The following is a 21,485-nucleotide window of genomic DNA, read 5'->3' as shown; positions in this document are numbered from 1 at the left end:
GTTGATAGCATCGCACCAACCATGCCGTAAAGACAGACGATCCCCGGCAAATGCCGAGGATCGTGAGTACCTGACGGGGATCAGAGCAGCGTAAAGCTCTGTTGTTTCACACGCTGCGAATCCAGACCAATAAATACCTCAAATTTGCCCGGCTCAACCACCTGCTGCATTTGTGCATTGTAGAACTTCAGGTCGTCTTCAGTAACGGTAAAGCTGATAACGCGGCTTTCGCCCGGTTGCAGCATGACTTTCTCATAGCCGCGCAGTTCCTTGACCGGACGACTGATTGAAGCGACCACATCGTGCAGGTATAACTGCACCACGGTTTCGCCAGCACGCTTACCGGTGTTGGTGACCGTTACGCTCGCTTTCACGCTGCCGTTACGTTTCATCAGCGGACTGGACATGCTCACGTCTGACACACTGAAGGTGGTGTAACTCAAGCCGTAGCCAAACGGATACAGCGGACCGTTCGCTTCGTCATAGTAATGCGAGGTGTACTTGCCGGGGTTTTCCGGCGTATACGGACGACCGCTTGGCAAATGGTTGTAATAAATCGGGATCTGCCCAACCGAGCGCGGGAAGGACATCGGCAACTTGCCTGACGGGTTATAATCACCGAACAGCACATCGGCGATGGCATTGCCCCCTTCGGTACCACTAAACCAGGTTTCCAGCAGCGCATCCGCTTGCTGATCTTCACGCACCAACGCCAGCGGGCGACCGTTCATCAACACCAACACCAGCGGCTTGCCGGTGGCTTTGAGTGCGGCGATAAGATCGCGCTGGCTCTGCGGTAAATCAATGTTGGAACGGCTGGAAGCCTCATGCGCCATACCGGCTGCTTCACCGACGACCGCTACCACCACATCAGATTTCTTCGCCACGGCCACCGCTTCATCAATCATTGCCTGCGGAGAACGCGGATCAACCTGCACCGCATCTTCATATTGGTTCAGGAAATCGATAATGCCTTTGTGATTACTGACATTAGCGCCTTTGGCATAGAATACCGTCGCGTCATTACCCACAGCGGTGCGAATACCGCGATACACGGTCACCGTTTGGCGCGCTAACCCGGCCGCAGACCAACTGCCCATGGTATCGCGCTTACTGTCCGCCAACGGCCCAACCACCGCAATCACGCCTGATTTTTTCAGCGGCAGTATATTGAGGCGGTTTTTCAGCAACACCAGACTGCGTTTGGCAACATCGCGCGCCTCGGCACGGTGTAAGCGGCTTTCCGCATTGGTGTCCACCGGATCGCTACTGGCAGCGCCCAGCATGCGGTAAGGATCGGCAAACAGTCCCATGTCATACTTCACGTTCAGCACCTGACGGCAAGCCTCATCCAGCTCTTGCGCTGTGACAGCGCCGCTTTTCACCAGCTCAGGCAGATACTTCACGAAATATTCATCGCTCATGCTCATCGCGATGCCAGATTTCAGAGCAATACGCGACGCGTCGCGCGGATCGCTCGCCACACCATGTTTCATCAGCTCTTTAATCGCGCCGTGATCGGTGATGGTAATCCCCTGGAACTTCCACTGATCGCGCAGTAAATCTTTCAACAACCAGCGGTTCGAGGTTGCAGGCACGCCGTTGATAGAGTTCAGCGCAACCATCACCCCACCGCTGCCCGCATCAATCGCTGCTTTATACGGCGGCAAATAATCCTGAAACATACGCTGGGGACTCATGTCCACAGTGTTGTAATCGCGTCCGCCTTCCACTGCGCCATAGAGGGCAAAGTGCTTGACGCTGGTCATCAGCGAATGTCTGTCCGTCGGGGCCTCGCCCTGAAAGGCTTTCACCACCACGCGGGCAATTTGGCTGGTCAACCAGGTGTCTTCGCCAAAGCCTTCCGATACCCGTCCCCAGCGTGGATCGCGGGTGATATCCACCATCGGTGCCCAGGTCATGTTTAGCCCGTCTTCGGTGGCTTCGTAGGCGGAGACTCGTGCGCTTTTAGCGATGTTGTTCATGTCCCAGGAAGAGGCTAACCCCAACGCGATCGGGAAAATGGTGCGATGGCCGTGCACCACATCGTAGGCAAAGAACAGCGGAATTTTCAGGCGACTCAGTTCCATCACCTGATCTTGCATCGCTCGAATGTCCTGACGCGTTACCGTGTTGAAGATCGCCCCAACCTGCCCGTCTCTGATCATCTCGCGGATCACGTGTTTCGGGTTATCGGTTCCCACACTGATCAGACGTAATTGTCCGATTTTTTCCTCGGTGGTCATTTTACGCAGCAGATCGGAGACAAAGGCATCACGCTGCGCCTGATGGGCGGCATGACTTTGTGCTGCATCGCTTTGCGCCGCAACCGGCGCAGTGTTGGTCAGTTGCGCCCCGGCCGGAGAGCAGGCCAAGCCAATCGCAATCGTCAAAGGGGTAAGCCATTTCATTCGTTATTCTAGCCCAAGCATGCCGCACTCCACGTCATCGGGGAGCGCCTGTGAGGTTTGAAGATGACGTCATTAACGTCGTCAAAATATCCAGCGCGTAATCATAATGTATTTGTTCTGATTGTCTTTAGTAAAAACTGAAAGAATTACGCAATCCTGCGCCATCTCTCATCTGCCGCGTGTCATTAGGCGCATTTCATGATACTCCTACTACTATCCCCCACCGCTACACTGCCTGGAGCATCACTAACGATGTATCAACTGCATATCGCCAATAAAAACTATTCGTCCTGGTCGCTGCGCCCCTGGGTATTGATGACCGCACTGGAGATTCCTTTTACCGAACAACTGACACCGTTCAGTGCAGGTGCGGTACAAACCGCTTTCAAAGCCTTTTCTCCAACGGCAAAAGTGCCCTGTCTGGCCGATGACAAGCAGGTGGTGTGGGATTCGCTGGCTATTATTGAATATCTGGCTGAACGCCATCGCGGCGTGTGGCCGGAAGAGAGCGCGGCGCGTACCTGGGCCCGCTGCGCATCAGCGGAAATGCACTCGAGCTTTACCGCACTACGCAATCAGTGTGCAATGAGCTGTGGTGTACGCGTAGTGCTACCGGAGATTTCAGCGGCATTGCACGCTGAGTTGGCGCGTCTTGATGTGCTTTGGACGGAGGGACTCACCCGTTTTGGTGGGCCATTTCTGGCAGGGAATGCTTTCAGCGCCGTGGATGCTTTTTTCGCACCGGTGGTGTTTCGCATTCAAACCTATAATTTGCCGGTTTCAGCAACCGTGAATAGCTACTGCCAACATCTGTTAGCGCAGCCTGCCATGCAACGCTGGTACACCAGCGCCTTAGCGGAAACCTGGCGCGAACCCGCCCATGAAGATGAAGTCACGGATAACGGCAAGCGCGTTGTGGTGAACGATTTTCGCGCCTGACGGTGGGGAACGAAACCCCGGCGGACAAGGTATCCGTCAGGGTTTGCCACACAACTGCTGCGTGATAACGCGTTATTCGGTATCCGTTGCGACGCGAGCCACCTGACCCGGCGCGCGTGAAGCCAGCGCTTTTTGCTTTTTATAGCTCAGTGCCGCCCCCGGAACTGCGGTTACTTGTCCGGTTTCCATCCAGCGGCGCAGACGGTTGGCATCCGCAAAGTGGGTGTACTTCCCGAAGGCATCCAGCACCACCAGCGCCACCGGTTTCTGATTGATCACGGTACGCATTACCAGACAATGCCCAGCCTGATTGGTAAACCCGGTTTTGGTCAACTGAATATTCCAGTCATTCTTGTAGACCAGATGATTGGTATTGCGAAACGGCAGGCTGTAACCCGGATTGGTGAAGGTGGCGGTTTTCTCCTGCGTGGTACTCAACTGACTCAGCAGCGGATATTGCTTGCTGGCGATCAGTAATTTGATCAGATCGCGTGCGGTAGAAACGTTGTTGATCGACAACCCCGTTGGTTCCACGTAGCGGGTGTGCGTCATGCCCAACACTTTTGCCTTGGCGTTCATCGCGGCGATAAACGCCTGATAGCCCCCCGGGTAGTGATGTGCCAGACTGGCAGCGGCGCGGTTTTCCGAGGACATCAGGGCCAGCAGTAGCATGTCGCGACGGCTGATCTGGCTGTTCAAGCGGACGCGAGAATAAACGCCCTTCATTTCCGGCGTGTGGCTGATATCGACCGAGATAACTTCATCCAACGGTAAATTCGCATCCAGCACCACCAGCGCCGTCATCAGTTTGGTGACAGAGGCGATAGGCACCACCACATCGGGGTTAGCGGAATAAAGCACTTTATTATCACGCAGATCGACCACCATCGCACTGCCTGAGGCGATCTCTTGATGCGCGCTTGCAATGGCTGGCGCATCCGTTTTCGCTAACACGGAGGGGGTGAATGTCATGTGCGTGGACAGCAACAGCAATGCGAGCAGAGAAAACTTATGTTTTTTAATCATTATTCAACGTCTTAAATAAATAACGGTTACGGTATCGGTAACAACCCGGGCATTATAAGTTAGCGCTCGCCGCTACGCACTGCGCAGCAGAAAAAGCTTTTGTGACAAAGTTTAACAGCGATTGTTCTTCCTGCTACCGCGCTGAACGCAAGAACATGCAATAACGCCTGTGGACCCTGCCACAGGCGCTGTTTTTGGTGACGCTTATTTACCGGCTTTGATTTCTTTCACCGCTTCATCGGCACCGATCCGGCCGAAGGTAACGATATCCGCCAGTGAGTTACCGCCCAGGCGATTGGCACCGTGTACCCCGCCCGCCGCTTCACCTGCCGCGAACAGGTTCGGGATCACCTTACCTTGGTTATCGACCACCTGCGCTTTGGTGTTGATGGCGATACCGCCCATGGTGTGGTGGATGCCCGGCGTCACTTCAATCGCGTAATATTTCCCGCTATCCAAGGTTTGCTTAAAGCTTTCACGGCCAAACTCGGTGTCTTTTTTCGCTTTTGCATAGCCAGTGTAGGCCGCGAGCGTGGCAGACAGCTGTTTAGGATCCATCTTGATGGCCGTGGCAAGTGCCTCAACGGAATCACCTTCGAACACCAGTTTCTGTTTAAAATAGGTGTCAATGGTCTTATTCTGTTTAACCAGGGCGTCATTAAATATCACATAAGCATGGGCGTTAGGTTGTTTTAAAATGTTTTGCGAGACCACATCGCGCGTCAGCAATTCATTAATAAAACGCTTCCCTTGTTCATTGACTAAAATGGCACCATCACCGCGCACCCCTTCCGTGATCAGAATACCTTTTCCGGGGACGGTGGTTGGGTGAATCTGGATATATTCCATATCCACCAGCTTGGCGTTAATACTTTCCGCCATTTTCACCCCTTCACCCAACGAACCTGGCGCATTGGTCGTTTTAAAACCAACCAACTTGGGGTCGTAGTGTTTAATCATGTCAAAGTTGGCACCAAATCCACCGGCAGTAATCATCACCTTCTTGGCATCAATGGTATAAACATTCCCCTCTTTGCCTTTGGCTTTAATACCCGTGACTTCACCTTTATCATTTTTGATAATTTCCGTCGCGGAAGTGCGCGTGCGCATATCAATATTAAGCGCTTTGACTTTTTTGATCAGCGCCGTAGCAATAAAACTGCCTGCGGGTTCCCCTCCCACTGGCCGGTGAATGCGATCGACGCTGGCTCCGCCCGCTCGCGACACATCCGCTAATTCAGCGCCATTGGCTTTCAAAAATTGAATCGAGTCTTTCGCTTGTTCTGAAAGGATACGCACCAGTTCGGGGTTATTGATGTTCCGTCCCCCTTTCATCGTATCCTTAAAGAACAGCTCAGGATTATCCTCAATACCTTTGGCTTTTTGATAAGGCGTGCCCGCCGCGTTCAGACCGCCCTCTGCGCGCGCGGTATTTCCCCCGGCAAACGGCATCTTTTCCAACAAGATAACTTTAGCACCCTGGTTGTGTGCTTCAATGGCAGCGGACATGCCCGCCCCACCGGCACCAATGATCACCAGATCGGTAGATTCCCGGTTCTCACTTTGCGCCATAGAAGAAAAAGCGAGTGCCAGCGCACTGAATAACAGCACCTTTCTTTTCATGATATATTCCTTTATTCAATAATAGTGTCACAACATATTCACAGTGCATTGCACTATCATGGCTTTTAATCATGGTATACGACGTGCAACGACGCTGCTTTTCAAATACTACACCCATAGCAGAATAATTATTTTAACTCGATCATGAAATGATAATGCCTCAAGTTTTCCCACTGCCGATGAATTACACCTGGCAGCATAATGAAACCTTTTTATTATCAATATTCCCGCATGACATCAACATAACGAAAACATTCGGCGATAACATGTAGTAAAAGAGAGAATATCGACGCAGGGTTATTGCTGGAATAAAAAAATACCGCTTGGTATATAGAATAAAGAGGAATAAACAGTGAGGACAGTAATAACGCCTGTGACATCGGCCACAGGCGTCTAACCGATTAGGATTTCGCTTGCGCCAGCGCTTGTTTCGCGGCTTCCAGTACACCCGTACTGGACATGGTGGCGCCCGTCACTGCATCAATACCGTCTGCCGTTTGTTTTTCCACAATTTCCGGCACGATATTATCAATGACACCGAGCATCAGCGCTTCTGTGTCCTCGTGTTTTACCACTTCCACATTGGCAATTTTGCCCGCGCTGACTTTCACCGAAACTTCGATCTCCCCTTCTTTACCCTGCGCTTTACCGGTGTAAGTACCGTCTTTATACGTTTGGGCAGCCTGAACGCCGGCTGAGGCAACAAACAACAAGGCGGCAGTAGCCACCAACGATGGAACGAATTTTTTCATCATGCTCTCGCTTTCTCTGGTTTTGTGTTAACAGCAACGCCGCTGCTCACGAAGCGGCGTCCCCTGAAGAATATGACTTATTTACCTGCTTTGATTTCTTTCACTGCTTCATCGGCACCGATGCGACCAAAGGTAACAATATCCGCCAGTGAGTTACCGCCCAGACGGTTGGCACCGTGGACACCGCCCGCCGCTTCACCCGCTGCAAACAGGTTCGGGATGACTTTCCCGTCTTTGTTGACCACTTGCGCTTTGGTGTTAATGGCAATACCGCCCATGGTGTGGTGGATGCCCGGCGTCACTTCAATGGCGTAATATTTACCGCTATCCAGCGCCTGTTTAAAGCTGTCACGCCCAAATTCGGTATCTTTGTTGGCTTTTGCATAGCCGGTGTAGGTTTTCAGCGTTTGCGGCAACTGTTTGGCGTCAACCTTGATGGCGTTAGCCAACGCTTCCGGTGTATCACCTTCAGCCACCAGTTTTTGCTTGAAGTAGCTGTTGATGGTCTTGTTTTGTTTTACCAAGTCATCGTTGAAGACCAGATACGCGTGAGCGCCCGGTTGTTTCAGGATACTTTGAGAAACCACATCACGCGTCTGCAATTCGTTGATAAAACGTTTGCCCTCTTCATTGATCAAAATCGCGCCATCACCACGCACGGCTTCGGTGATCAGAATACCTTTGCCCGGCACAGTGCTGGGGTGAATCTGGATATATTCCATATCCACCAGCTTGGCGTTGATTTTTTCCGCCATCTTAACCCCTTCGCCCAGCGAACCCGGCGCATTGGTGGTTTTGAAATTGGCGAGTTTCGGATCGTATTGCTTGATCATGTCAAAGTTGGCACCAAATCCACCGGACGTGATCATCACTTTTTTAGCATTGAGCGCAAATTCTTTGCCATCTTTGCCTTTCGCTTTGATGCCGGTGACTTCGCCCTTGTCATTTTGCACAATTTCAGTGGCGGACGTATTGGTGCGCAGATCGATATTCAGCGCTTTCACTTTTTTGATCAACGCGGTGGCAATGAAGCTACCGGCCGGTTCGCCCCCGGCAGGCCGGTGGGTACGATCCACGCTGGCACCGCCAGTACGGGTTAAATCGGCCAGCTCAGCGCCGTTATCTTTCAAAAACTGTACAGAATCTTTTGCACGTTCAGACAGTGTGCGCACCAGATCCGGGTTATTGATGTTACGGCCGCCTTTCATGGTGTCCTGGAAGAACAGCTCCGGGCTGTCCTGAATGCCCTTGGCTTTTTGATAAGACGTGCCCGCTGCGTTCAGGCCAGCTTCGGCGCGCGCCGTGTTGCCCCCGGCAAACGGCATTTTTTCCAGCAGGATAACTTTTGCCCCCTGGTTATGTGCCTCAATGGCCGCAGACATGCCAGCGCCCCCAGCACCGATGATCAGCAGGTCGGTAGACTCGGGCGTCTCACTTTGCGCCATGGAAGAAAAAGCGAGTGCCAGCGCACTGAATAACAGCACCTTTTTTTTCATAATTCGGTTCCTTTATTCTGTTATTTTGTAGGATGAAGCAAACACGATTGGTTTTTTTACTTACAAAAGCCGATGATATAATATTTACTGCCTGCCACCCTTATCATCGATATCTGAAAAATCAATTCGTCCCAGAACATCCTTATACAAAGCGTTAATGTTTTCACAACATAATTCACACCGCGTGGCCCCATCATGGATTTTAATCATGGTGTACGACGTGCAACGACGGTGCTTATTCAGATACTACGCTGATAACAGAATAATTATTTTAACTCGATCATAGAATGATAAATCCTTTTGCCAATTCTATGCATCGAGTTTAATCCAGGTTGACACCGTCAAAAACCCAATAATTGACGATATGAGCGAGGCTCTTTATTTTCCATATCCAGCCCCAGACGCAGCGCGCACTGCACGCAGGCCTCTTCCAGGTCTGACAGCGCAGCCTCGTCATCGGTCATCACCGATATTTCCACGTAGTGTCCCAGTATATCAATATAGTCGAGAGTGATATGGAACTGATCGAGGAAATAGATACTGCGGGTTTTATTCACGCGATGAATGGGAATATAGCCTAACGTATGCAACATGCTGTCCGCTTTTTCGAATGATTCGATATTAACAGCCTCGCAACGCCTTTTCTCTGGACCTTTAACAATCCATAATTTAATTCCAGAAGGCGACATAGCCCGTAACACCATGCTCATATTTCTTTTTTGTAGCGAGGCGTGCGGGTCATCGTAATAGATATCGTATTCATTATTCTCAAACACGAAAGCTTCTGGATGAAGACTTAATAAAATGTCACGAAAATCGCTAATATCCTTAATCTTGAATTTCAGCTCAATCTCATATTTCCCCAAAAAGTGTGTCGTCATGACTCTTCTCCACGTCCGGTGAACGACGAGGCCGCCAGCGCCGCCAGAACCCTCATGGCATTGCTTACGGCTGTCCCTTTGGATAAAACACAGCCTGCATATCCGCTACTATGTCAAACCTACCACAGATAATAGACTTCATCACACAGTCTGCCAGCATGTTTCACTTTCCGAGCGATAAACGCATCACAGTGACAATTTCTCCCGCCACCGGGCGCTGCTCTAGCGGTTGCCAACCCATTCGGGCATAGAGCGCCTGCTTGTCGGGCGTATACAAATACAGCATCTCGATGCCCTGCTGCTGGCAGCGCGCCACACAGGCATTCACCAGCGCGGTGGCCAACCCTTTGCCGCGCTGCGAAGGAGCCGTGACCACTTCACCCAGCCAGTATTCTCGTTCCGGGCAATCTTGCAACTCATAGCGGATAATACTGGCGGTGGCAACCGCATTGTCATCGGGAGTAAACATGCCCAGCGTGAAGGCGTAATCGCTCGCCACGCCGCGCTGACGTAGCGCTGATTCAATGGCCGGCGCACTCGACCAGCGGGGAAACGCCGACCATTCGGCGTAGAGCAATGCGGCAACGCAAGCAATGCGCGCGGGGTTGTCATGCAGATCGTGGATGTCCATAAACACGCTACCAACGGCCAGAGAAAATCTGACCTTACCCTGAGACTGCGCGCAGAGGCAAGCGTTAGAGGGACTCGCTGGCCGTGGTGTTAACAATAAATACCGACAGATAGCCCAGGTGGTGCATAAACTCGCGCAAAATCAGCAAACGGGCAGTAAATGCGTTGTCCAGCGGAATGGCTTCCCAACTGGCGGGGCGGCCCAGCATCACCTGTTCGAAGCGTTTAAACAGTCGCTCAATATCGTCCTGCTCAATATGCCAGCCGTGCGCATTGGCCGACACGCCGGTCGCCTCGGCCAATGACGCCAGTGCCGGGTCGCACAGATAAAGGGGATGTTGCGTATCCACCTGATGGCGAATGCGTGTGACTTCATCCTCTACGGTCATGATTGCCCGTTCCATTTCGTCTGGCGTCGGGGGCAGATGGCGAAAAAAAGTCGCGGCGGTTTTTTCATACCCTACCGCCAGCCGCAACGCTTCAGCGTCCGGCGACGACATGACAACGGTTTGCTCGGCAGCGATATCAAGAAAAGTGATGGGTAAAGTGAGTGCCAGTGTGTCGCACAGTTGGCGATAAGCGCCTTCGGTCTCGTTGGTCATGATGTCTCCCTCAATGATGATGCTCCTCATGCCTGCATGCATGAGAAATAGCGGCAATATCCTGCGGAGTGGTGCGACAGCACCCACCGATCAGGCGCGCGCCCGCGGCTCTCCAGGCTGACAGATGCGCGGTCAACGCACACGCCTGTTCCCCGGTTGCGCGCCAGCGTTTAGTGGTAGCATCATAATGCTCGCCGGAATTGGGATAGACAACCAGTGGCAGTGATGTCAGTGAGGATAAATGCGCTAACGCCGCCGTCGCACTTTCCACTGCGACGCAGTTTATGCCCATGGCAACAACTTGCGGATGGTTATCCAACAGCGCCACAACGTCACACAGCGGGGTTCCATCGCTGATGTGCTGCTCATCACGCAGGGTAAACGCGAACCAGGCTGTGATAGAGGGAAACTCGCGCAGCAACTGTAACAGAGCGGCCATCTCCGGCAACGAGGGCTGGGTTTCGCATGCCAGCACGTCAACGCCCGCGTCAACCAACGCGGCGATGCGCGGCCGGTGGAATGCCATCATCTCCGCCTGCGGGAGCTGATAATCGCCACGGTACTCCGCGCCATTCGCCAGAACAGCCCCATACGGCCCCACCGATCCCGCCACTAGCAGCGCGCCCGCATCGGGATGCGCCGCGCGATAATCTTCTCGGGCACGCACCGCCAGTTCGACGCTGCGCGCGATCAACGCCAATGCTTCTGCTTCGCTCAGCCCACGCGCCGCAAAACCCTGCGGCGTCGCCTGATAGCTGGCAGTGATGGCGCATTGTGCCCCGGCAGCAAAATAGTCGTAATGCACCTGATAAATTAACGCGGGCGCTTCCAGCAGCACTTTCGCCGACCAGAGCGGATCGCACAAATCACAGCCGCGCGCTTCCAGTTCGGTAGCCAGCGCACCGTCCAGGATCACCACGGGTGAGCGCGCCAACAGCGCGGCAAGGGGATTCTCAGGTAACATCATCGCGCTCCTTGGCGCATTGCGTTTAACACCGCTGCCTTCTGACAATGCGGCCTACCACCCTGTCAGGCCAGTGCGGAGATGGTTCGCGCAATGGCCTCTGACGTGGTCAGGGTTCGAATCTGGCGAAACAGATCGTCGGCCTCAGCATACGCTTTGCGCAAATAACCGAGCCACTGCTTGATGCGCGCCACGTGATACATGCCAGTATCACCCTGCTTCTCAAGTTGGGTATAGCGCTGCAACAACGCGACCACTTCGGGCCAGGGCAGCGGCGATGCATTGTATTTAATCACTTTGCTGAGGTTAGGCACGTTAAGCGCGCCGCGCCCAATCATAATGTCCTGACACCCGGTGGCCGCGATGCAATCCTGAGCGCTTTGCCAGTCCCACACTTCGCCATTCGCCACTACCGGGATCGATAAGCGCTTACGGATTTCACCAATGGCCGCCCAGTTAATGCGCTCCGCTTTGTATCCGTCTTCTTTGGTGCGCCCATGAACCACCAACTCGGTAGCGCCCGCTTGCTGAACAGCATCTGCAATTTCAAATTGACGATCGCCCGAATCCCAGCCTAAACGAATTTTCACCGTCACCGGGAGATGACGCGGCACCGCTTCACGCATCGCTTTCGCTCCCTGATAGATCAGTTCAGGATCTTTGAGCAACGTGGCGCCACCGCCGCTGCCATTCACCAGTTTGGACGGACAGCCACAATTGAGGTCAACGCCGTAGGAACCGAGCGCCACCGCACGCGCCGCGTTTTCCGCCAGCCATTGCGGATACTGTCCCAGCAATTGAATGCGTACCTGCGTGCCGGAGGGCGTCCGGCTGGCATGATGCAGTTCTGGGCAAAGGCGGTAGAAGGATTTGACAGGCAGCAGCGTATCCACCACGCGTAAAAACTCGGTGACGCACAGATCGTAGTCATTGATATCGGTCAGTAGTTCCCGCACCAGGGCATCGAGAACGCCTTCCATGGGCGCAAGAAGGATACGCATAACGCTATTGAGCTCATCAGGACGCCGCACGGCGCGCCGGTTAAATCAGCCCGCCATGGTACTGAGGCGGGCAGGAAAAGCAAGCGTTACTCTGCCGCTAACCTTTATCCGCAACCGAGGGATTGAAGGCCTGGCGGGTGAAGCTCAACAAGCACGCCAGCGCAGCGGTGCCGCACCCCATATAAAGCGCATAGTAACCGCCCTGCATATCAAACCGTGCCAGCAACATACCCACCAGCGCGGTGCCGCTTGACTGCCCTATCAAACGCGCGGTACCCAGCATGCCGCCCGCAGCGCCGCTACGCTGGCGCGGTGCTGAGGTGACCAACAAACGATTATTGGGCGACTGAAATAACCCGAAACCGGCGCCGCACAGGGCCATGCGCCAGGCAATATCAGCCAGGGTGGTGACCGGGGAAAGCTGGCTCAATGCCAGCATCCCGACGGCAAGCAGCAGCAAGCCAACACCGCCCAGTATCGCCGGTGACATCCGATCGGAAAGTCTGCCAGCCACCATAGCCATGATGCCGGTTGCCAACGGCCAGGGTGTCATCATTAGCCCCACTTCGGCCGGAGTCAGCGCCAGTTCATGGTGAAACAGAAACGGCAGAGAAACAAAGGCCAGCATCTGCGTGGTGAAGGAGGCGATTGAGGTCGCCAGCGACAAACTGAACACTGGAATGCGCAGCAAATCAAACGGGAACAGCGGCGCAGTGGCCGACGCTTCCCGGCGAACCAGCAGTAAGGTCGCCACCAGTGCCAGCCCCAGTTGCCCACCGATCAGCACGGCATTGCTTTTATGACCGATGCTCTCGATGGCGGTGATCGCCAAACCGATCATCAGAGCGCTCAATAGCGCGCTCACACTGTCAAACGGCTGCTGGCTTCGATCGTTATCCGGTAGACTGCGCATCGCCAACACAATGGCCGCGAGGCCAAGGGGCAGATTGATGGCAAACAGCCACGGCCAGGAAGCTACGGATAAAATCCCTCCCGCCAGCGTTGGCCCTACGGTGGCAGCCATGGCAACCACCAACGCGTTAATACCAATCGCCCCGCCCAGCTTGGCGCGCGGCACAATGTAGCGGATTAACGCGGTGTTCACGCTCATCAGCCCTGCCGCGCCGATGCCCTGCACCACGCGCGCCAGCGTTAACAGCGGCATGCTGTTCGCCAACATGCAGGCCAGAGACGACAGGATAAACAGGGTCAACCCGTACATATACACCGTGCGATAGCCGTAAATCTCGCCCAAACGCGCGAACGGAATCAGGCATACCACCACCGCCAGTTGATAACCGTTAACAATCCAGATGGCGCTGGCCGCGCTGATATTGAAATCCGTAGCAATAACCGGCAACGCCACATTGGCAACCACGGCATCCATCACTGCCAGCGTGATGCTGATGGCAATGGTCAACATGGCATAGTGTCGCTGCGGGGTCGGCAGACCATCTTCAGTGATACCGGGGGCGGCTGTTCTCATTATTCAGTCTTTATTGGGCAAAGCGCGTCGGCTTGCGGATGAGGGCGAGTTAAGCAGCTTACTGATAATCCAGAGTAATGGGAAGGCCTGCCTAACACAGTCATTCCCGCGCAAGCGGGAATCTCTGGCAGACTGCGCGTGTTTTTTCTGTCAGAGATCCCCGGCTTTCGCCGAGGATGACAAGGGAGAAGCCGAGGATGACGAGGGGCGAGTAAAGGGGAATGACAGCTCCCCTGCGAACGCTTTTATTACTCGCTTCTGGCGCGTGCCGGACGGCGCTGACCGTTACCCTGCGGGCGCGATGCAGCAGGTTTACCCTGACCGCCACGGCGTTGCTCTCCAGAAGGGGAGCCTTCGCCACTGCGCTGGCGGCGCGGTGCCGTACTGTGGCGTTCACTGCCGGAACGATCGCCGCCGCGCGGTGCACCGCGCTGGCTTTGGCGGCCATTTTGAATCGGCTCTGCCTTGATGTTCGGATCGGGCTCAAAGCCCGGCATGGCAATGCGCGGAATTTCGCGTTTCAGCAGTCGCTCGATATCGCGCAACAGCTTGTGCTCATCCACACACACCAGCGACAGCGCCTCACCGGTAGATTCCGCACGCCCGGTACGACCAATGCGGTGCACGTAATCTTCCGGCACGTTGGGCAGCTCGTAGTTCACCACATGCGGAAGTTGATCGATATCCAGACCGCGCGCGGCGATATCCGTTGCCACCAGCACCCGAATCGACCCTTCTTTGAAATTCGCCAGCGCACGGGTACGCGCTCCCTGGCTCTTGTTACCGTGGATAGCCGCGGCGGTAATACCGTCTTTGCCCAATTGCTCAGCCAAATGGTTGGCACCGTGCTTGGTGCGGGTAAACACCAGCACCTGCTGCCAGTTCTCTTTGCCGATCAGCAAGGAGAGCAGTTCGCGCTTGCGTTTCTTATCGACAAAGTGCACGTTCTGGGTCACCAGTTCCGATGGGGTATTACGACGCACCACTTCGACCGACGCCGGACGGGTCAGCAGCGTATTGGCCAGCGTTTTGATTTCATCAGAGAAGGTGGCAGAAAACAGCAGGTTTTGGCGTTTGGCGGGCAGTTTTGCCAGCACGCGGCGAATGTCGTGAATAAAGCCCATGTCCAGCATGCGATCTGCTTCATCCAGCACCAGAATCTCGATATGAGAAAGATCGACCGCATTCTGGTGTTCCAGGTCCAGCAGACGCCCCGGCGTTGCCACCAGAATGTCGACGCCACCGCGCAGCTTCATCATTTGCGGGTTGATGCTGACGCCGCCGAACACCACCAGCGAGCGCAAGCGCAGGTACTTGCTGTACGCCTGCACGTTTTCGCCAATCTGGGCGGCCAGTTCGCGCGTCGGCGTCAGGATCAATGCACGCACCGGGCGGCGGCCTTTAACGTCACTGGGCTTGGTGCTCAGCAGTTGCAGCAGCGGTAGGGTAAATCCGGCGGTTTTACCGGTACCCGTTTGCGCACTTGCCATCAAATCCTGCCCAGACAGCACCACCGGAATCGCCTGGCGTTGTACCGGCGTAGGTTCACGATAGCCCTGTTCTTCAACAGCACGGAGAATATCGGCGCTCAGGCCGAGAGATGAAAAAGACATAGAGAAAACAACTCCAGATCCACCCTGACCGAGCCAAAGCCGGTGCAGTTTCCAGGGGGAACATCAGGCGGGTTTGCTGAGCCACCATCAACCAAGGAATAACGACGTGAGCAACAACCACAATGAACGGGCACAAACTACGGTGCATAAGGCCGCTAGTGTAACAGAGATTTCACCTTCCTGATATGCCATCCTGATAGCTACTATTCTGAATTATTCGCGTCAGTGCCATCGAGCAGATACGGGCTCACATTCAGTAACGTGATGGTAATCACGTATAAAAAACGAGAATAGGCTAAATTTAATCATACGATTGATTAAAAAGGCGGCATGCCATGTTATTTCAGGCAACATCGTCCACACGTGGCGATCACACCAAGCAGCGACTGTTACAGGCAGCCCTTGAAGTGTTTGGCGAGTATGGCCTGCAAGCCGCCACCACCCGCGACATTGCCCGCCGTGCCGGGCAGAACATCGCGGCCATCACCTATCATTTTCACTCCAAAGAGGGGTTATATCGTGCGGTAGCAAGCGCTAGTGCCGATGAAGTGGCGCACACCTATCTCCCTTTGCGCGCAGAAATTACCGAGTACCTGCAACAGCCCGCAGGCACGCCAGAGCGCTACATGGCTTATCTGCAAAAACTGGTACTGAACTTTACCCGGTTGATGACCAGCCCGGAAACCTTACACTTCAGCCGCTTTATGTCGCGCGAGCAGTTGTCACCGACGGATGCCTATCCGCTGATGCACGAGCGCATTATCGCGCCCATGCACCAGTTGATGACGCAGTTGGTCGCCGGTTACACCGGGTTAGACAGCAACGATCGCAGAACCGTTATCCACGCCCATGCGCTGATCGGTGAAGCGCTGGCGTTCCGCGTTGCTCGGGAAACCATACGCCTACGTGCGGGCTGGGACGACATCGGCCTGGAACAGAGTCTGGTGATTAACGACGTGGTGACACAACACATAACACTGGTGCTTGACGGCCTGAGAGCCGTACATCATCGCTGATGCCTTCAGCCGGTTAAAAAGGGACGCCTTTCATGAATAAAGTTAAATCGCGCGTGACCATCGTGGTGCTTTTGCTGCTGGCAGCCGCACTCTATGCGGGCTGGACGCACTATGCGCACCGCGACACCCCCATCACGCTGTACGGTAACGTGGATATTCGCACGGTGAATCTGGCATTTCGCGTCAGTGGACGTCTGGCAACCTTGCAGGTGGATGAGGGCGACAGCGTCAAGGCGGGACAGGCGATCGCGGCGTTGGATGCCGCACCGCACCATAATGCGCTGCGTCAGGCTGACGCCAATGTTGCCAGCGCGGCGGCCCAGTTGGCACTGCTTGCGGAAGGTTACCGCCGTGAAGAAGTCGCTCAGGTGCGTTCTCAAGTGGACCTGGCGCAGGCTGCCTATGATTACGCCGACCGTTTCTATCAACGCCAGCAAGGCATGTGGGGCAAAGGTGCCGTGGCACAAAATACGCTGGATGATGCCCGCTCGGCGCGTCAGCAGGCACTTGCTACGCTGCAAGCCGCTAAACAGAAATTGAGCCAATTCGAAAGCGGTAACCGCCCGCAGGAAATTACCGCCGCCGAGGCTGCACTGGCGCAAGCACAAGCGGCACAGGCACAGGCCATTCTCGATCTAGGCGATACCACGCTAACCGCTCCTTCTGATGGCGTGATCCTCACACGCGCCGTAGAAGCAGGCAGCATGCTAAGCGCGGGCGGCACCGTATTCACCCTCTCGTTAACCCGCCCGGTATGGATTCGCGCCTACATTGACGAGCCGCAGCTCGGGCAAGCGAAACCGGGACGAGACGTGCTGATTTACACGGACAGTCGCCCAGACCGCCCCTACCACGGCACGGTCGGATTTGTGTCACCGAGCGCAGAATTCACCCCGAAAAGCGTAGAAACACAAGCGTTACGCACCGATCTGGTTTACCGGTTGCGTATTATCGTGAGCGATCCGGACGACCTGCTGCGCCAGGGTATGCCGGTAACGTTGCGCTTCGCTGCTGACAACGTAACGCCATGAACAGTCCCTTGCCGCGCATTACGCTGGATGGGGTAGAGAAAACCTTCCCTGACAGCACCACGCCCGCGCTGAAACCGCTGACGGCCACGCTTGATGCCGGTGCGGTTATCGGCCTGGTGGGGCCGGACGGCGCGGGTAAAACGACGTTGATTCGCATGCTGGCCGGTCTGTTAACGCCGAGCAGCGGGACCCTGCGCGTAATGGGGCTCGATCCAGTACAGGATGACCGGCAACTGCACGCCATCCTCGGTTATATGCCGCAAAAGTTCGGGCTGTATGAAGACCTAAGCGTGATGGAAAACCTGACGCTTTACGCCGACCTGCGCGGCATTATCGGCACACAGCGTCAGGACACCTTTGAACGGTTGCTGACCTTTACCGACCTCACGCGCTTTACCACGCGTCTGGCCAGAAAGCTTTCTGGCGGCATGAAGCAAAAGCTGGGGCTGGCCTGTACCCTGCTGGGCCAGCCTAACGTGCTGTTGCTGGATGAGCCGGGCGTCGGGGTTGATCCCATTTCGCGGCGCGAGCTGTGGCGCATGGTGCATGAACTCGCCGACGACGGCATGCTGATCCTGTGGAGCACCTCTTATCTTGATGAAGCAGAACAGTGTCGTGATGTGCTGCTGCTGAATAACGGCGAACTGCTGTATCGCGGCGCGCCGCAAGATCTTACCGCCACCATGGCCGGGCGCTGTGTGTTGGCGCATGCCGATGGCGTTGCACACCGCACGCTGCTGCAACAGGCATTGCAACATCCCGCGGTCAGCGATGGCGTGATTCAAGGCAAGTATTTACGCCTGATGCTTAAGGCAGGCGCAACCCCGAACAGCCTGTGTGATACGCTCCCGCTGACGCCGGACAACATCGACGTGACAGCGCCCCGTTTTGAGGATGCCTTTATCGACCTGTTGGGCGGCGGCCCGAAAGGCGATTCGTCACTGGCGCGTATTATGCCGCTCATCCCCGATGACGGCGACGACAAGGTGATTGAAGCCCGTCATCTGACCAAAAAATTCGGCGAATTTGTCGCCACTGATCGGGTCGATTTTACCGTGCGACGCGGCGAGATTTTTGGCTTGCTGGGCCCCAACGGCGCAGGGAAATCAACCACCTTCAAGATGATGTGTGGCCTGCTCACGCCCAGTGAAGGCCATGCGCGCGTGCTGGGCATGGACCTTAAAATCAGCTCAGGCAAAGCGCGTCAGCATCTGGGCTACATGGCACAAAAATTTTCCCTGTACGGTAACCTGACAGTAGAACAAAATCTGCGTTTCTTCTCCGGCGTCTACGGTCTACGTGGCCGCCAGCAACGCGACAAAGTCGCGGCCATGACACAGGCATTCAACTTTGCGCCAATAAGCCGACAAACACCCGATGCCCTGCCGCTCGGATTCAAACAGCGCTTAGCCCTGGCCTGCGCTTTAATGCACGAACCGGATATCCTGTTCCTTGATGAACCCACCTCCGGCGTCGATCCCCTCACCCGCCGTGAGTTCTGGATGCACATCAACGGTATGGTCAATCGGGGCGTGACCGTCATGGTGACCACGCACTTTATGGATGAAGCGGAATATTGCGATCGTATCGGTCTGGTTTATCGCGGCAAACTGATTGCCAGCGGAACACCCGATGCCTTAAAGCAGCAGGTTGTTACGCCAGACATGCCCGATCCCACCATGGAGCAGGCCTTTATCGCCCTGATTCATGCCTACGACACGGAGAATGCACATGACTAACGCTAACAGCAAACCCGTGTCGGGCAGCACCACCTTTTCATGGCGGCGCTTGCGGGCATTGTGTCGCAAAGAGAGCAAGCAGATCGTGCGCGATCCCAGCAGCAGCCTGATTGCATTTGTCATCCCATTGATGTTGTTGTTTATTTTTGGCTATGGCATCAATCTCGATTCCAGTCGCTTACGCGTCGGTATTCTGCTGGAAGAACAGAGTGAAGCGGCGCGTGATTTGGCCCAAACCTTTGCCGCCTCCCCCTATATTGAACCGACCATCAGCCGTGACCGCCAGACGTTGATTCAGTTGATGCAGGCGGGACGTATTCGCGGTTTAGTCACCATCCCCAGTGACTTTGCCGAACAGTTATCACGACCCGGAGGGCTGGCCCCGCTACAGGTGATCACCGACGGCAGCGAGCCGAATACCGCCAATTTCGTTTCCGGCTATGTGCAAGGGGTCTGGAAGGTCTGGCAGGAGCAGCGCGCGTTGGCTCAGGGGGGAACATTTTCACAACCGATTGAAGTACAGCTACGCTATTGGTTTAACCCGGCAGCCGTCAGCCAGCACTTTATCATTCCCGGTGCCATCACCATTATCATGACCGTCATTGGTGCCATCCTGACCTCGTTGGTAATAGCCCGAGAATGGGAGCGCGGCACCATGGAAGCGCTGCTGTCAACCCAGGTCACGCGCGCAGAGCTGCTGCTGGCCAAGCTGATCCCCTACTATGGCTTGGGCATGATAGCCATGGTGCTGTGCATGGTAGTGGCTGTCTTCGTATTGCGTGTTCCCTATCGCGGATCGCTCTGGATACTGTTTGGCATCAGCAGCCTGTTTCTCGCCTGCACCCTCGGCATGGGGCTGCTGATTTCCACCCTGACGCGCAACCAGTTCAATGCAGCGATGGTGGCACTGAACGCCGCGTTCTTGCCGGCAGTCATGCTCTCCGGATTTATCTTTGAAATTGACAGCATGCCAGCGCTGGTACGCGCCGTCTCCTACGTTATCCCCGCACGCTATTTCGTCAGTACGCTGCAAAGCTTGTTCCTCACGGGTAACGTGGTCAGCATCTTACTGGTCAATCTCGGCTTTTTAAGCCTTGCCACGCTGTTTTTCATCGGGCTGACCGCGTTAAAAACGCGGCGCAGACTGGATTAGGAGGGATCGCGATGTTTTACCGCTTATGGACGCTGATCGTCAAAGAGCTACAATCGCTGCTGCGCGAACCGCAAACCCGTAGCCTGCTGGTGCTCCCGGTAGTGCTTCAGGTCTCTCTGTTCCCGTTCGCCGCGACGCTGGATGTCACCAATGCCACCATCGCTATTTACAGTGAAGACAGTGGACCCGCATCGATTGAACTGACACAGCGCATTGCCAACGCGCGCACCTTTTCTCAGGTATTGACCCTGCGCAGCCCACAGGCCATTGCGCCTACTATCGACAATCAGAAAGCGTTGCTGCTGGTGCGGTTCCCGCCCGACTTCTCGCGCGACCTTGCCAACGGCAGCAGCACCTCGCTTCAGGTGATTCTCGATGGACGGCGTTCTAACAGCGCGCAAATTGCGGCAAATGACATACAGCAGATTGTTCAGGATTACGAGCGGGAGTTGATGGCAGGAAAAACGCGCAGCAACCAGAGCGAGCTGGTGGTCCGTCACTGGTATAACCCCAATCTGAACTACAAGTGGTTTGTGGTGCCTTCGCTTATCGCCATGATCACTACCATCGGAGTGCTGATTGTGACAGCGCTCTCTGTAGCGCGCGAACGTGAGCAGGGAACGTTGGATCAACTGCTGGTGTCACCGCTGGCAACCTGGCAAATTTTCGTTGGTAAAGCGGTCCCGGCGCTGATTGTCGCCACCGGCCAGGCCACCATCGTGCTGCTGGCTGGGATCTTCGCTTACCACATCCCGTTTGCCGGTTCACTGCTGCTGTTCTATGCCGCTATGCTGCTGTACGGCTTGTCGCTGGTGGGATTTGGTTTACTGATTTCGTCGCTGTGCGCCACGCAGCAGCAAGCGTTTATCGGCGTGTTCGTCTTTCTGATGCCCGCCATCCTGCTCTCAGGCTACGTCTCACCGGTGGAAAACATGCCGCTGTGGCTACAGAACCTGACCTGGGTAAATCCCATCCGCCATTTCACTGACATCACCAAGCAGATTTACCTTAAAGGAGCCGATTTCAGCGTGATATGGCACAGTCTGTGGCCGTTGCTGGCTATTACTGCGACCACTGGCAGCGCGGCCTACGGGTTGTTTCGGCGAAATATGTCGTGAACCG

Annotated in this window: 18 protein-coding genes; 6 read left to right on the top strand and 12 right to left on the bottom strand. The window is 55.0% G+C overall.

The window, feature by feature from the left end; genetic code table 11:
* Nucleotides 1-80 precede the first annotated feature (80 nt).
* Entirely contained in the window at nucleotides 81-2,411 is a 2,331-nt protein-coding gene (bglX, locus tag J5069_RS01215) for a beta-glucosidase BglX (RefSeq protein ID WP_264642144.1), read from the bottom strand.
* A 252-nt stretch (nucleotides 2,412-2,663) separates the two neighbouring features.
* Here bglX and J5069_RS01210 point away from each other — a divergent pair, with 252 nt between their 5' ends.
* Nucleotides 2,664-3,350: a glutathione S-transferase family protein gene (locus J5069_RS01210; protein ID WP_264642143.1), complete on the top strand. Its 687-nt coding sequence runs from the start codon at nucleotides 2,664-2,666 to the stop codon at nucleotides 3,348-3,350.
* Between the two features lie 72 nt (nucleotides 3,351-3,422).
* Here J5069_RS01210 and pbpG read toward each other — a convergent pair whose 3' ends face one another.
* From pbpG to rhlE, 11 genes are all read right to left on the bottom strand, one after another.
* On the bottom strand, nucleotides 3,423-4,376 hold the full coding sequence (gene pbpG / locus J5069_RS01205) for a D-alanyl-D-alanine endopeptidase (protein ID WP_264642142.1): 954 nt from the start codon (nucleotides 4,374-4,376) through the stop codon (nucleotides 3,423-3,425).
* Nucleotides 4,377-4,580: 204 nt separating this feature from the next.
* Entirely contained in the window at nucleotides 4,581-5,999 is a 1,419-nt protein-coding gene (locus J5069_RS01200) for a flavocytochrome c (RefSeq protein ID WP_264642141.1), read from the bottom strand.
* A gap of 401 nt (nucleotides 6,000-6,400) precedes the next feature.
* Nucleotides 6,401-6,754 carry an FMN-binding protein gene (locus tag J5069_RS01195; RefSeq protein WP_264642140.1) on the bottom strand — a complete coding sequence of 118 codons (354 nt, stop codon included), beginning with the start codon at nucleotides 6,752-6,754 and terminating at the stop codon, nucleotides 6,401-6,403.
* Between the two features lie 74 nt (nucleotides 6,755-6,828).
* Nucleotides 6,829-8,247 (bottom strand): flavocytochrome c, encoded by a 1,419-nt coding sequence (locus J5069_RS01190; RefSeq protein ID WP_264642139.1) that lies wholly within the window; start codon nucleotides 8,245-8,247, stop codon nucleotides 6,829-6,831.
* A 341-nt stretch (nucleotides 8,248-8,588) separates the two neighbouring features.
* The gene (cyaB, locus tag J5069_RS01185; protein WP_264642138.1) at nucleotides 8,589-9,128 is read right to left on the bottom strand and encodes a class IV adenylate cyclase; all 540 of its coding nucleotides are present in this window, start codon (nucleotides 9,126-9,128) and stop codon (nucleotides 8,589-8,591) included.
* 163 nt (nucleotides 9,129-9,291) lie between these two features.
* Entirely contained in the window at nucleotides 9,292-9,759 is a 468-nt protein-coding gene (locus J5069_RS01180) for a GNAT family N-acetyltransferase (protein WP_264642137.1), read from the bottom strand.
* A gap of 64 nt (nucleotides 9,760-9,823) precedes the next feature.
* Nucleotides 9,824-10,360, bottom strand: coding sequence for a hypothetical protein (locus J5069_RS01175; protein ID WP_264642136.1), 537 nt, complete (start codon nucleotides 10,358-10,360; stop codon nucleotides 9,824-9,826).
* 10 nt (nucleotides 10,361-10,370) lie between these two features.
* Nucleotides 10,371-11,324 (bottom strand): homocysteine S-methyltransferase, encoded by a 954-nt coding sequence (gene mmuM / locus J5069_RS01170; protein WP_264643685.1) that lies wholly within the window; start codon nucleotides 11,322-11,324, stop codon nucleotides 10,371-10,373.
* Between the two features lie 65 nt (nucleotides 11,325-11,389).
* Entirely contained in the window at nucleotides 11,390-12,325 is a 936-nt protein-coding gene (gene dusC, locus J5069_RS01165) for a tRNA dihydrouridine(16) synthase DusC (RefSeq protein ID WP_264642135.1), read from the bottom strand.
* A 97-nt stretch (nucleotides 12,326-12,422) separates the two neighbouring features.
* The gene (locus J5069_RS01160; RefSeq protein WP_264642134.1) at nucleotides 12,423-13,811 is read right to left on the bottom strand and encodes an MFS transporter; all 1,389 of its coding nucleotides are present in this window, start codon (nucleotides 13,809-13,811) and stop codon (nucleotides 12,423-12,425) included.
* Nucleotides 13,812-14,059: 248 nt separating this feature from the next.
* Nucleotides 14,060-15,424 carry an ATP-dependent RNA helicase RhlE gene (rhlE, locus tag J5069_RS01155; protein ID WP_264642133.1) on the bottom strand — a complete coding sequence of 455 codons (1,365 nt, stop codon included), beginning with the start codon at nucleotides 15,422-15,424 and terminating at the stop codon, nucleotides 14,060-14,062.
* Nucleotides 15,425-15,759: 335 nt separating this feature from the next.
* Here rhlE and cecR point away from each other — a divergent pair, with 335 nt between their 5' ends.
* From cecR to J5069_RS01130, 5 genes are read left to right on the top strand one after another with little or no spacing between them, the layout of a single operon-like run.
* The gene (gene cecR / locus J5069_RS01150; protein ID WP_264642132.1) at nucleotides 15,760-16,440 is read left to right on the top strand and encodes a transcriptional regulator CecR; all 681 of its coding nucleotides are present in this window, start codon (nucleotides 15,760-15,762) and stop codon (nucleotides 16,438-16,440) included.
* Nucleotides 16,441-16,472: 32 nt separating this feature from the next.
* Nucleotides 16,473-17,471, top strand: coding sequence for a secretion protein HlyD (hlyD, locus tag J5069_RS01145; protein ID WP_264642131.1), 999 nt, complete (start codon nucleotides 16,473-16,475; stop codon nucleotides 17,469-17,471).
* Nucleotides 17,468-19,210, top strand: coding sequence for an ATP-binding cassette domain-containing protein (locus J5069_RS01140; RefSeq protein ID WP_264642130.1), 1,743 nt, complete (start codon nucleotides 17,468-17,470; stop codon nucleotides 19,208-19,210). The genes hlyD and J5069_RS01140 overlap by 4 nt, the downstream gene beginning before the upstream one ends.
* Nucleotides 19,203-20,363 carry an ABC transporter permease gene (locus J5069_RS01135; RefSeq protein WP_413542192.1) on the top strand — a complete coding sequence of 387 codons (1,161 nt, stop codon included), beginning with the start codon at nucleotides 19,203-19,205 and terminating at the stop codon, nucleotides 20,361-20,363. Before J5069_RS01140 ends, J5069_RS01135 begins: the two co-directional genes overlap by 8 nt.
* A gap of 11 nt (nucleotides 20,364-20,374) precedes the next feature.
* Nucleotides 20,375-21,481, top strand: a complete 1,107-nt coding sequence (locus J5069_RS01130) for an ABC transporter permease (RefSeq protein WP_264642128.1) — start codon at nucleotides 20,375-20,377, stop codon at nucleotides 21,479-21,481.
* Nucleotides 21,482-21,485: the final 4 nt, after the last annotated feature.

This window comes from Candidatus Symbiopectobacterium sp. NZEC127 (assembly GCF_025962675.1).
Classification (GTDB): Bacteria; Pseudomonadota; Gammaproteobacteria; order Enterobacterales; family Enterobacteriaceae; genus Symbiopectobacterium.
The sequence above is the reverse complement of the archived record's forward strand: the minus strand, read 5'-3'. Positions and strand labels throughout refer to the sequence as shown.